Source organism: Argonema antarcticum A004/B2 (assembly GCF_023333585.1).
Taxonomy (GTDB): Bacteria; Cyanobacteriota; Cyanobacteriia; order Cyanobacteriales; family Aerosakkonemataceae; genus Argonema; species Argonema antarcticum.
This window is the reverse complement of record NZ_JAIQZN010000044.1, coordinates 20,922-34,280: the sequence shown is the minus strand read 5'-3', so window position 1 is coordinate 34,280 and position 13,359 is coordinate 20,922. Positions and strand designations below refer to the sequence as shown.

General features: G+C 42.8%; 7 protein-coding genes. 4 read left to right on the top strand and 3 right to left on the bottom strand.

Features of this window, described 5'->3' with window-relative positions:
• The 3 genes from LAY57_RS19005 to LAY57_RS18995 form a co-directional block, all read right to left on the bottom strand.
• A partial coding sequence (locus tag LAY57_RS19005) for a two-partner secretion domain-containing protein (protein WP_249068385.1) occupies nt 1-6,776 on the bottom strand: 6,776 nt, incomplete at its 3' end.
• Nucleotides 6,777-7,009: 233 nt separating this feature from the next.
• Nucleotides 7,010-7,843 carry a DUF928 domain-containing protein gene (locus LAY57_RS19000; protein ID WP_249068384.1) on the bottom strand — a complete coding sequence of 278 codons (834 nt, stop codon included), beginning with the start codon at nt 7,841-7,843 and terminating at the stop codon, nt 7,010-7,012.
• A 38-nt stretch (nt 7,844-7,881) separates the two neighbouring features.
• On the bottom strand, nt 7,882-8,154 hold the full coding sequence (locus LAY57_RS18995) for a hypothetical protein (protein ID WP_249068383.1): 273 nt from the start codon (nt 8,152-8,154) through the stop codon (nt 7,882-7,884).
• 322 nt (nt 8,155-8,476) lie between these two features.
• Here LAY57_RS18995 and LAY57_RS18990 point away from each other — a divergent pair, with 322 nt between their 5' ends.
• From LAY57_RS18990 to LAY57_RS18975, 4 genes are all read left to right on the top strand, one after another.
• The gene (locus LAY57_RS18990; RefSeq protein ID WP_249068382.1) at nt 8,477-10,174 is read left to right on the top strand and encodes a CheR family methyltransferase; all 1,698 of its coding nucleotides are present in this window, start codon (nt 8,477-8,479) and stop codon (nt 10,172-10,174) included.
• 93 nt (nt 10,175-10,267) lie between these two features.
• Complete coding sequence (locus LAY57_RS18985; protein WP_249068381.1) at nt 10,268-10,621, top strand: hypothetical protein; 354 nt, start codon at nt 10,268-10,270, stop codon at nt 10,619-10,621.
• A 133-nt stretch (nt 10,622-10,754) separates the two neighbouring features.
• Nucleotides 10,755-11,813 (top strand): chemotaxis protein CheW, encoded by a 1,059-nt coding sequence (locus LAY57_RS18980; RefSeq protein ID WP_275994180.1) that lies wholly within the window; start codon nt 10,755-10,757, stop codon nt 11,811-11,813.
• A gap of 120 nt (nt 11,814-11,933) precedes the next feature.
• Nucleotides 11,934-13,286, top strand: a complete 1,353-nt coding sequence (locus LAY57_RS18975) for a methyl-accepting chemotaxis protein (protein ID WP_249068380.1) — start codon at nt 11,934-11,936, stop codon at nt 13,284-13,286.
• The last annotated feature ends 73 nt before the right edge of the window (nt 13,287-13,359 follow it).

Here is a 13,359-nt window from a genome sequence, read left to right as displayed (position 1 = left end):
GGTGGTTCCGGTTGGGGTGGTTCCGGTTGTGGTGGTTGGGGTGGTTCCGGTTGGGGTGGTTCCGGTTGTGGTGGTTGGGGTGGTTCCGGTTGGGGTGGTTCCGGTTGTGGTGGTTGGGGTGGTTCCGGTTGGGGTGGTTCCGGTTGGGGTGGTGGTGCTGAGGTAATGATTTGAATATTGCCCAAAGTGAATGGGCCAGGAAAAGACTGGGTAGGCGAAATCGTATCAGCACCAGTTGTCAACGCACCCAAAGTGCCGTTAGTTGACGCATCACCGACAACAAACGGCGTGTTCAAATCTCCTCCTCCGTGGCGGATAATTATCGCACCATTACCTGTGCCGCCTGCGGTGGAAATGCTGCTACCGTCTGGCAAAGTGCCAGTCGCCCGGAAGAACCGCGCTGTGGTAATATCAACGTTGCCGCCATCACCGCTATTTCCCCCTTGTGCATTGATAGTGCCGACGCGAATATCGTTGGGAGGGTCGAGCAAGACTGAGCCGCCTTTGCCAACAGTAGCGCTAACATCGATATTGGCGGTGGTAATGCGATCGCCAGACACCACAGTAACAGCACCGCCTTGCGTTTCTCCTCTAGCTGTCAAATCACCAGTGGTAACAGCTGCTTTTGGACTAGAAACATAAATATTTCCACCAGTTCCGATCTTAGAAGCATCTAAGTTGCCAGTTTCGATCGTACTGTTGTTGGCGATCGCGTTAATATTATGACCATTGCTGGTAATATTTCCAGCGCGAATACTGCCGTTTGTCCGTAAATCTACTCCACCAACACCCGTAGTGCTAACATTTCCTAGCAAGCCGATCTCACCAGTTCCGGCTGAGTGCTGTAGACTTGCTGCATCTATAGTCGAAGCTGCTGTCAAATTATTGGCACTGAGAATCAAGATGTCGCCAATGCCGCTAACCGCGCCGTTGAAAGTAATGTTACCAGTCCCCGGATTCAGTGTGAGGTTATTAGCTTTACCCGCTTCACTATTCAGGTTATTGAAAGTAATATCTTTACCTGCACCGCCGCTGAAAGTGGCATTATCTGTGAGAATTATCGGTACATTAAATAAGAGATTGTTGGTGATATTAACACCGCCAGCTACAAAAACATTTTGTGCGCTGATAATATCGAGGTTGCTGAGAGGTGTTTGTGCGCCAACGGCAGCGTTAAACCTGACATTGCCATTGCCAACATTCAGGGTCAATTGATTGTTGCCGTTGACTGTGCCATTAAAGGTGATGTCTCCCTTACCTGTGCTTAAAGTGACATCATTGCCCAGTAACACGCTACGTCCAACGGTGATATTTTCGCCAGTTGTGCTAATGCCTGCGTTGAGGGTTGTGGTGTCGCTGTCGAGGGTAATTGAGGCGTTATCGGTGCCTATAATTGGCCCATTGACTGCGATCGCGCCTGACTGCGATCGAATTGTCACAGGATCGGAGAATGTAACATCTTTAACTGTAGTTGTACCAGTACCATCCTCGCGTCCAACAGTTATATTGCTGAAACCATCTTGTAGATTGGCTATTTCTGCAACTGTCAGGTTAAAAGCACCAGGTATAGATGAGCCAATTGCTACATTACTATCCTTAGTTGCTGGCTGAAGCAGTATAGTGCTGCTACCGCTAACTGGGCCACCAAAGTCGATTTCGCCTGCTGTTAAGGTTAACGGGTTGTTGCCAGCAGTCAAACTGGAACCAAATGCGATCGTAGCTATACCGGGATTAAATATTACATTTCCATTCAGTATTACTGCGCCACCGAAACGGATATCATTATTGTTGGTAAATATATCTCCGGCAGTGAAAACTGCACCTTTTCCGATTTGCTTAAAAGTTCCTTCCAACTTCATATCAGCAGCATCGGCAATATTCACCTCTCCGCTGTTATTGATGGTAACACCACCATTGTTGCTCGTTGCAATTGTTCCATCAAATTTAAAATTATTACTACTTAAGTTAATACCTTGAGTAGTATTGGTATCCAAAGTTTCCAGGATAGTAGTGCCTGTACCCGCATTTTGAGTAATACTAGCAGCAGTAATTTCGCCTGCTTTCACATTCTTAGCATTATCAATAATCAGATTTCCTATTCTTGTTTGATTACCGACTCCACCAGCAAAATTAATATTCCCTTCTCCAGCACTTAGGTTAAAATCAAAATTGCCATCAACAGTTTTGCCAAAATTAATATCGCCAACACCTTTGCCAGTATTGAGAGCAACATTTCCTCTGAGAATAACGGGACTGCTAAAACTGATATCGTCATTCGTAGTAGTGATATCGCCTGCTGTCGAAACCTCACCTTTGCCAATTTGGTTGAACGCTCCATCTAAGTTAAAGTCAGTCGTAATGGCAATATTGAGCGGACTTTCGTTATCAATAGTAAAACCGCCAGAGTTAGTAGTTGTAACTGCACCATCCAAGTTAAAATTATTGCCTTTTAGGTTAATTCCAGCCGAAGTATTTGTATTTAAAGCTCCCCAAGTTGTATTGCCTGTACCTACTTTTTGAGTGATGCTAGCAGCAGTAATTGCTCCTATTGTGACATTGTTAGCATTATCTATCGACACATTTCCAAGTCGCGTAGTGCTACCTATATCACCGCTAACGGTAATATCACCAGTGCCTGCTTCTAAAGTGATATCTCTATCGCCATCAATCTTTCCATTGATGATAATATTACCACCAAACGTAGCGCCTGTAGTAACTGCGATATTATTATCGACTAAAATATTGCCATTAATATTAATATTTTGCTTATCAGTAGTAATATTTCCTTTAAGGGTTGTGTTTCCAGTTATAGTAATAGAGGCGTCATCAACTCCTGTAATTGGAGCAAACGTCACAATCGATCCTAATGGAGATTGAATAATTACTGGATCGCTGAATGTAAAAGCGCTATTAAATGTAATCACACCGCTGCCATCATTTCGTCCAATTGTGATGGATTGAAAACCATCTACTAAGGCGTTGAAGTTTAGAGTGCCTATCTCTAAATTTTGGCTGGGTGTAAATGGTTGAAGCAGAATATTGCCTTTGCTCTTTACTGAATCAGTTGCTCCAGTAAAGTTAATTTTATTGCTAGTTAGGTTAATATTTCCGCCGATATTTCCTGTGGAGTTGATGCCAAATGCGGTGATGCTGGTGGGAGCATTAATGTCAATATTGCCGCCATTACTGTTGTTAGAGGATGAGTCTAATATTCCCAAGGAAGTATCAATTGTTCCCTCACTGCTGTTGAGGGTAATCTTACCACCAGAACCTGTCTCTGAGGAGAAAGATAAAATATCTTTAGTGGCAATATTGCTTTTAGCTGTCAGTGCGATCGGGCCTCCAGTACCGCTTGCAGAAGAGTCTAAAATTCCAGCTTTAGTATCAATTATCCCGTTATTGCTGGTAATAGTAATTCCGGCGGGTGAAGTAATATTACCAAGAGTGATATTTTGATTTGCTTTTAGGGTAATTGAAGCATTATCTGTACCTGCGATCGCACCACCATTATTTACGATCGTTCCTGCATCTACAGGAGATTGAATTAATACAGAATCTTGGAAAGTGACATCCCCAGCAATATTAATTACACCAGTGCTATTCTCACGTCCAATTGCGATCGAACTAAAACCATCATTCAAAGCAGCAATATCTGTTGATGTCAGATCCAAAGTACTAGATCCCGTATCACCACTACCCCCGATCGCAATTCCTTGACTAGCAGTGGTTGGTTGAAGAATTAGTTTACCAGTACCGCTGACAGAATTAGCTTTTTGGTTAAAGTTAATCTCATCTGCTGTTAGCGCCGTATCGCCATTTAAACTAACTGCATTTGAATTTCCAAAGCTAATAGTGCGGTTGTTAGTTGTAGTGATATTGCCATTAAGCGTCACCTTATTGGTATTATTAATAGTGAGATTACCTAGCGGTTGACTGTTACCAATCGCACCCTTAAATGTGATATCGGCAGTGCCTGCATTTAGAGTTAAATCGATCCTAGCTTTGACATCATCAACAACATTTATATTTCCTGTTTTCTCTATCGTAACTAAACCATTGCCGCTAATTCCTTGTCCGATAGTAATGGAGGTGAAACCAGTTTTATCCAAAGCAGCAATATCCGTTGCCGTAATATCTAAAGTGGTAGAACCAGTATCCTCCGGTTCGCCTATTGCTAGATTTTGATTTGGGGTAAAAGGCTCTAGCTTAATTGCACCTTTACTTTGTACTGAATTAGATCCACCAGTGAAATTAATTTCATCGTTAGTAAGGTTAATATTGCCGCTACCGGGTGTCCCTCTGGAGTCGATCGGCCCGATAGTAATGCTAGTAGGCGCAGTCATAGTCATAGCACCACCATTTCCACTAGCACTACTGGAATTTAGACTACCGTTACTTGTATCAATTATACTGCCGCTGGTGAGTTTAATTTCCCCACCATTACCGCTACCAAGCGCATTAGATTTGATGTCACCTGTGATAATATCGCCTTTGGCATCAAGTGCGATCGATCCCCCATTTACAAAACTACTGCTAGAGTCTACCGTAACTGCACTCGTGTTAATCGAGCCATTTTTGCTAATAATAGTGATATCTTTCCCCGTCGTTGTAATATTACCATTGGCTGTAATTGCTCCTCCAGCTTGAATTGTCACCGGAACAGTAAAATTTACCCCAGTTGGATCGACAGTAACAATCCCATTACCATCAGTTCGTCCGATGGTGATAGATTTAATATTCTGCAAATTACCAATATCGCTTGACGAGATATCCAGCGCAGCAGTGTCGATTTCATTATCGCCAGTAAATATAATATTTTGGTCGGCTTTGACAGGCTCAAGCGTAACTGCACCACCACTAACGGTATTAACAAAGTCAATTTCGCTACCAGAAATACGAATTTCCCCACTACCTGAAGCTCCTTTTGCGTCGATCGTACTTGCCACAACCTTGGTAGCAGCATTGAGAATAATATTACCGCCAGTACCACTATCGTTTGAAGAATTTAAAGTACCAAAACTACCGATCGCTCCATTAGTGCTAGTAAACTTTATATCGCCACCCTTTGTGCTAATCGATGCGCTACCCCTAACAGAAATATCGCCACCAGCTAACAAAACAACATTTAGAGGATTAGAAGAGTCATTAATTATATCTGAGTTTACTACAATTTTATTGGCCGCATCTAACTTTAGAGTTGCATTGCTACCAGATGTTCTATTAATAGGAAGATCTACCGTAATATTACCCTCCTGACTACCTGTAGTTCCTGTCGTAATAGTGACGCTAGTTCCAGCATTAAGCGCATTTTCAATATCGGTTGGAAGAATTTTTGCATCGTCAGCCGATGGAGTGAAAATATCAGGATTACCCCCACTAAAATCGCCACCCTCAGTAGAAAAATCCCCAATTAAAACGTTTCTAGGATCGAGCAACCACGTACCCGCTTCTCCCTCAACAGCACTAGCATCAACTCTAGCACCCTCTATATCTAAGCTATTTTTACCAGATGTTTCGACAAACCCACCATCACCTTTTTGACTTCCACCACGCGCTGTAATATTTCCGTAGAAACGGGTAGTATCGTCAGACCAAACAATTACGCGACCGCCATTACCATTAAGCAAACTATCTGCACTAATAATAGAATCTTTGCTCACAAAAGTTCGCGACGCATTCGGCACCGTTCCCTTACCCTGATAGTCACCGCCAATCCGAACGCTGCCACCCCCATTAGTGCCAGAAACATCAATATTGGCGCTTATTACGCCAACTTTGTCGCCGAAAATGTTAACTTGACCGCCTGTTTCGCCAGCAGCATTAATAGTGCCAGATGCGATCGCAGTATTCCCTTCTGTTGGTATCTGAATCCCAGAACCAGTTAGTTGTACACTGCCATCTTTGTTAAGAGTAACTCCCGTGGCATTACCCCCACTTCCTCCGGTTAACATTTGCGGCAATGAGGAAATTGGCAATGTCCAATTGTTGGGTAGAATGCTAGTATTTACTATGGGTTTAACTTCCAAATTCAGCAAATATCCTGGCTGACTCAAACGCACCAAACTTTCTCCCGGCACCGCCGTTATAGTAATGTTACCCGCTGGTGCTGATAATTGCCCGGTATTGATAACCGTGCCGCCCAATAAAGTTAAATCTTGCCCCAATCCCACTGCTAAGTTCCCGGAGTTAATGATGTTTCCGGGTTGACTCATAGTGAAAGCAAAAGCATTCGGTTTTCCTACCAGTGCTGCATAATTATTGTTGCCAGTTGCATTAAACCAATTAACATTCCCAAAGCCGATACCGTTAGCTGTAGTTGCCATAAAGGCAGCCGGAACATTTAAATTGGCATTAGCACCAAATACAATCCCAGACGGGTTCATTAAAAATAAATTAGAATTGCCGCCTGTAACTTGAATAAGGCCATTAATAAAAGAAACGTTTCCGCCGTTTATCCGCGCCAGAATATTGAGAATATCCGGTCGAGATAGAAAATTAGCAATTTGCCCAGGATTGAGGCCAAATTCGGTAAAACTGTGAAATAAGTTAGCACCATCCCCAGACTTAGTTCCACCTGTAATGTCAAAAAGGTTACCTTGAGGCGTGACAACGGTGCCAGTCCCGTCAGCTGCGGGAACAATTGGTTGTGCTTGCACCCGATTAACACCAATTACTCCCGCAATAGGAATTGCTGCTAACCACAGGCAAGTTTTTCTAACAACTGATTGCTTTGGACTCTTTTGGGCGATCGTAATTGTCGATATTGGTGCTGACATAGACTACTCCGAAAGAAGTCAACCGAAATCTACGTTCGAGTCAAAACTCAGGATAAATGCACTTACTGGTAAGGATAGCTATACCTAGTAAGTTTAAACAGTCAGCAGTCGCTATTATTAGTAAATCTTTACAATGCGTAAAGCAAATACTTTTAGGCTCTCAAAAGATCGAGGTGTCAATTGGTTGCCAAAATAGCGATCGCTTGTACTTAGTGTACGACAGTTGATCTCTGTTAGTTTTGCCGCACTAGCTCTGTCACCTGTTTCAGCCCAGCTTGCTCTAGAAGTGAGAAAAAAGCGTTATGGATTGATTCCTCGTTGGGCTTAGATTTGGAAGCTGTATAGAGTTGTTCCAAAGCGTCATACCACAATCCATTTTGAGCATAGATTTTGGCGCGATCGCGGTCTGAGGGAGCAGATGCAAGGCGTCTTGTCAGCTCCTCCGTGAGAGCAACGCGCCTAATCGCAGCCTTGACAACCTTTGTTTTCACTTCACCAGAATCAGCTTTACAGGCGACGGATACTGACCAGAAGTAATTTTGCCCTTCCGTCAGTTCCGGCTCGTTTTCAGGCATTTTTAGCTCAATTATGCCAGCCGCTGGTATCCTAAGTGTATCGTCTTTCCAAACTGTCCTATCTGACCCAACTTGCTTTAACTCAAACTTTATGGGAACCAATTTTGCATCGGAAACGTACCAGAAAAACCTGGGACGAGCGGATACAGTCAGTCCTACGTGATTTTGAGGAACAAGCAATACAACCTGAGACTGGGAACAGGACGGCGGTATAGTCTCCGTGCGGTTGCCTCCATCTTCAATTTCAGTGGTAGGAAGAAGACGAGTCCCACCCGATGCGGTGATTTCAGGAGCCCCCCGGTTGGGCGGCGTATACTGAATATCTGTCCCAGGTGTTGGGGGATCGGTTAAGGCTTTTGAGTTGAAGTGTAGCTTAATTGACAGTCGGCTGGATGTGCGATCGAGAGAAACGTTGCTCCAAGCGATCGGCTGTATTAAAATTGCTAATACTGCACCTGTGATGATAATTGGCTGTTGACGATTACTGGGCATATTTTTTTTACCCTATCCTTTAAATATAATTGTAGACTTTATAACGCACAACTTTCAAGAGCTTTGCGTGTGCTAGAACACCGATTCATTAATGCCATAAACAGGTTTATTTTCGCTATAATCAACGAAATATCGACCTTGAAAACCCAAAAAACCCGGTTTATCATGCCTCTAGAGCGAATACTAAATCGCCCCACCAGCACGTATAGCAAAGTGCTGAGTGCTTCGGCTTTAGTGCTGAGTAAAAACACAGTGGCTTCCTTGTTTTGGGCTCTTTCGGAGTTGCTATGCTTTTGTTCACCTAAGAACATTTTTATTTCTTTTCGCCTCTCCCACTCTGCCACTCTGCCACTCTCCCCTTCTCCCACTCTCCCCCTCTCCCACTCTCCCCCTCTCCCCCTCTACTCAAATAGCATAGTAAGTACGGAAGAGCCCATTTTTATTTCTTTTCTCCGGTCGCCCCGGTCGCCCCGGTCGCCATAGCATAGTAAGCACGGAAGAGCCTTTTTTTGCGGATAAAATATACTAACTTATCGTAAAGAATCAGACAATAAACTGTATTTTTTTATGATTCCGGCGTTTTATAAGTTATAAGTAAAAGGATAGCTACATCTCGTGCAAAGGACTATTTTGATGAATGAGGCTTTAATACAGCGTTTTATCGGGCTGATTTCAATTAACACAGGTTTGCACGTCAGGGAGCAGGATAGGGAAAGTTTAGCTAAAACAATTTGGGCGCGGCTCAAATTACTTAGATTATCAAGTCCAGAGGATTATTATCAACTTCTAAAGCCTCATCCCGAACAGAACGAATCTTTTGAGGACACCCCACGCGAACGGGAATGGAGAGAACTGACACGCCTATTAACGACTGGGGAAAGTTATTTTTTTCGCGATAAAGGTCAGTTTGCGCTCCTGAGAAATAGGATTCTGCCGCAATTAATAGAATCAAAAAACAAAGAAACCAACATCAAAGGAGGCGAGAAGAAAACCCTGCGTCTTTGGAGTGCCGGATGCTCAACGGGCGAAGAACCTTATTCTTTGGCTATCCTTCTCTACGAATTGCTGCCAGATTTAGATAATTGGAAGATATTAATTTTAGGAACAGATCTAAATCAAAAAGCCATTGAAAAAGCCAAACATGGAATTTACAGTCCTTGGTCATTTCGCTTAGTAGATCCTCATTTAAAAATGCAGTATTTCTCCGAGCGTCAAACAGAATGGAAAGTTGATGAAAATATTCGCAAGATGGTAAGGTTTAGTTATGGAAATTTAGTCAAAGATAACTTTCCTAACCCCAGTTCCGACATCAATAATATGGATCTTATTGTCTGTCGTAACGTTTTTGTATATTTTCAATTCAAAGCTATTTCAATTGTAGTGAAAAAATTTTACAACACCCTGGCACCGGGGGGCTGCCTTATTACGGGACATACCGAACTTTACGGTCAAGATATTGGTCGCTTTCAGGTGAAATCTTGGCCGGAATCAGTGCTATACGAACGCAGCAAAACTTCGCAGTTTGAAGCTTTTGACTCTGTACAAGCCGATCTTAATCTTAGCGAATCTCTCCCAAGGGAGTCTAGGCAAGATTATCGCCAAAAGGTTGATTCTGAGCAGGCTAATTCCATAGAGCAAGCTATGCAATATGTCGCCAAGCAAGATATTGCAGTAACACCAAAGATTCAGCAAAAAAAATCACCTTTGCAGTTAACTTCATTGCCAACCTCTAATCCCAGTAATACAGAGCCCCCATCGCTTGCTAGCAATCTCCCCCATTTTGGTAAACAATTAACACGGGTGGAAACAGAACCGCTTTTTGATAAAAAAACAGAACATGACATCCTGATTCGGGCAGAAAAACTCTTCGACAGGAAAGCTTATGTTGATGCGATTAAACAAGCAGAACAATTGATTTTGTTACAGCCCAGTAATTTTGGTGCTTATTACTTACTAGCTCAAGCCTATGCGAATTTAGGGGAACATAACAAAGCAGCTTACTACGGCTCTCTAGCACTTGAACTAGATTCTTTCTCCGTCCTACCTTGCTACCTTTTGGCACATATTGCTGAAGAAAAGGGAGATATTGAAAAAGCAAAATTTTATTTGAAAAGAATTATTTATCTGGCACCATCGTCTATTTCGGCCTATCTTGAACTCGGTTTTCTTTATAAGAGAGAAGGGAATGCTACCAGGGCTGGAAAAATGTTGGCGGCGGCGGTGGAACTGCTAAAAGATTTAGCACCATCGGCTACTATCGAGCAACAGGGTGAGGTAACGGCTGGTGAATTGCTTATTTATGTTGATAAAATCTTAAAAGAACATAGATGAGGAGTCAAGCGTGGACGCCAAGGGGATGCGGTAGTAGCGGTTTTCCCTATTTGGTAGTAAACTAAGAAAAACTTCACCTTTGGATTAACTATCATGGACGATCTAGAAACGTTTACTAAAAAAGCTTTTTACCTTGTGATTGGCGGAATCAGCCTTACCTGCGAAAATATTGGTAAAACGCTCCAAGAACTTGGAGAGCAAGCCCCAATTGTAGTAGATGAAATGATTAAAGAGGGTGAAGCTAAGTTCAACGAATGGTATAGCGAACAGCAAAATCCTTCGATCCGACCTAGAGAAGAACTGCGGCAGAGGCTTTTTGTTCTGGTTAAAGGGGATTGGGATCTAGCTGAACGCCTGCTTCACCAGGCGAGGGAGAACAATCCAGGTCGTTCGGAGGACTGGTACTGGGAAAAGGTAATTTACGATTTAGAGCGCGATCACCTCTAATATGGATTACCTAAATGTTTGCTACAGATGTAGAGTCAATTCATGAATTGACTCTACATCTGTAGGTGTTCATAAGTATCAGAACTAAATCCAGAAGACTTTTTTTAATTTATTTTCGCTTAACAATTTAATTATGTTAACAATTGCTCATAAAGCTTATCTTATCTTTAGCGTTAATGGTTCCCTATACGGTGTGGAAGCCGAGTCTGTGGTGGAGATTTTTTCTTTTCCGGAGTTGACTTTTCTACCAGAAGCACCCCCTGAAATTATTGGTGTTGTTAATCTGCGGGGAGATATCCTACCAGTCATGGATCTCAATCTCCGTTTTGGGTATAACCAGCTGGAGTATTGTCTGACCGATAGTGTAATTGTCGTGGAGTGGCAAAAACTGCGGGTTGGCATGATTGTCAATCAAGTCAATGAGGTTTATAATCTTTCCCCAGAGGACATGACAAAGGAACTTTTCTACGATCGAGAGGTTCCCGATCGGTCCCGCTCTTTTGTCTGCGATATGGCCAAAGTTGCAGCAGATATAGTGATGCTGCTAAACATTGAAAATTTGCTTTCCTACTCAAAGTCGGTTGAACCTTTAGACGGAGATAAAAATAAATATAATTTAGCATTAGAGACAGTTAAATACACAAAAGAGCGCATATTCTGTCCGCAGGCTACACCGGAAGAGCGAGCTATTTTCCGAGAGCGATCGCAAAACTTGATGCGTTCAAGTGAAAAGGAAGACTTAACAGGATTAATACCGCTGGCTGTTATTGGTTTGAGTGGAGAATACTTTGGGCTTGATTTAAAGCTTATCCGTGAATTTACCGATATCCGCAAAGTTACTCCTGTTCCCTGCTGTCCGCCGCATATCATCGGTAACATGAATTTGCGGGGTGAAATTGTAACTTTAGTTGATGTACGCAGGCTGTTGAATATGCCAATTTTGGGTGCAGAAACTACTGCTAAAGTGATGGTTGTTTGTGTCGATGATTTGGTTGCAGGAATCAAAGTTGATGAAGTGTTTGATGTCATGTACTTGCACCCAGCGCAGATTTCGCCTGTTCCGGCGGCTGTTCATTCTATCAATGATGAATACCTGCAAGGCACCGCTCCCTACGGAGGAAAAATGATGAGCCTTTTGGATTTGCAAAAAATGTTTAACAAGGGAGATATGATTGTAAATGAAGAGATCTAGTGGTATGGCAATCTCATAGATTGCATTCTCAATCATCAATATAACAATGATAAAGGAGATGAAGATGTGTTTAAAAAATTGAAGCTTAGAAACCAGATGTTACTTGGATATTCAGTACCTATGCTATTATTGGTTGGCCTAGCCGTACCTATTTTTACGAGTGCAAATAAGGTTGCCGAGGCATTTAAAAAAACAAATATTTCAACGGATGTGATCGAAAAAACAGACCAGATGGGATTTTATTTTGGCAAGATGATAGGGGATATCCGTGGTTATTTAATTATTCAGGATGAAGCTTTTTTAAAAGACTACGAGGAAGATTCAAAAAAATTTATGGAAATTTCACAAAACACAGCTACCATAATTCAAAATGCGGAGCAAAAGCAGCGATTAAAGGAGATGGTAGAGTTAAAGCAGCGACATGACGTATTTGTGAAGAAGATATCGTATTTTTTAAAACAAAAAAACAAACCACAAGCAATAAAATTGTTTGGCAGCAAAGAAGGAGAGGCTCTGGTTAATGATTTCGATGATTTAAATCAAAAATTTAACGATAAAGAACATGAAATTCTTAGTAGCGCGACTGTAAAAGCAGAAGAAAATATCAACTTTCTGAGCCAATTTGTTGTGTTTAGTGTAGTGTTAGGCATTGCTTTTGCCTTGATTGCTGCCTTTTTCATCTCGTCAGGTATTGCTAACAGAATATATGAGGCGATCGCTGCGATCGCCTCTTCCGCAACCGAAATCGCCGCGACAGTTGACCAGCAAGAACGCACGGCGGCACAGCAGGCAAGTGCCGTCAATCAAACCACCACCACTATGGATGAGTTAAATGCCTCCTCCCAAGGGTCGTCACAGCAGGCGGAAGCCGCAGCAGCGGGGGCACACCTGATACTAACTCTTGTGAATGGAAGGTACGACCAGCATTCGATCGTCATGGAAGAAAAGACCCTCAAACAGAAGATCCTGACGATCGCTACTGAAATTTCTCGCTTAAGCGAACAGACGCATCAAATCGGCAAAATATCAAATATAGTCAGCGAACTAGCCAACCAGACGAATATGCTGGCGCTCAACGCCGCAGTCGAGGCGGTTCGCGCTGGAGAATATGGCAAAGGTTTTGCTGTTGTGGCTAGCGAGATTCGCAAACTGGCCGATCGAAGCAAAGAATCGGCAGAGCGAATCAATTCTATCGTCTTCGATATCCAAACAGCGAGCAATTCCACCGTTATGGCAACCCAGGAGGGCCAAGCAACTTTGGAGAAGATTGTCAGTGCGATCGACGACGTAGTTCTTAGCAGTCAACAAATTTCCCTCAATGCCAAGCAGCAAGCTGTTGCCGTTCAACAAGTGGTTGAGGCGATGAATAGCCTTAAGCAAGGGGCGTCCCAGACTGCCAGTGGCATCAGCCAAACCAAAGTTAGTACCCAAAAACTCAATGAAGCTGCTATGAACCTCAAGTCTGTTGTGTAAGGGTGAGCTAACTCTACTTCTACGGAGGATTCCCGCATAGTATTCAACTCCCTAAACTGCCCCTTTTACTACC

What these genes read in the sequence shown, in the direction of transcription:
- LAY57_RS19000 (WP_249068384.1), bottom strand. Translation starts at nt 7,843, where the DNA reads ATGCCCAGTAATCGTCAACAGCCAATTATCATCACAGGTGCAGTATTA.
- LAY57_RS18995 (WP_249068383.1), bottom strand. Translation starts at nt 8,154, where the DNA reads ATGTTCTTAGGTGAACAAAAGCATAGCAACTCCGAAAGAGCCCAAAAC.
- LAY57_RS18990 (WP_249068382.1), top strand. Translation starts at nt 8,477, where the DNA reads ATGAATGAGGCTTTAATACAGCGTTTTATCGGGCTGATTTCAATTAAC.
- LAY57_RS18985 (WP_249068381.1), top strand. Translation starts at nt 10,268, where the DNA reads ATGGACGATCTAGAAACGTTTACTAAAAAAGCTTTTTACCTTGTGATT.
- LAY57_RS18980 (WP_275994180.1), top strand. Translation starts at nt 10,755, where the DNA reads ATGTTAACAATTGCTCATAAAGCTTATCTTATCTTTAGCGTTAATGGT.
- LAY57_RS18975 (WP_249068380.1), top strand. Translation starts at nt 11,934, where the DNA reads ATGCTATTATTGGTTGGCCTAGCCGTACCTATTTTTACGAGTGCAAAT.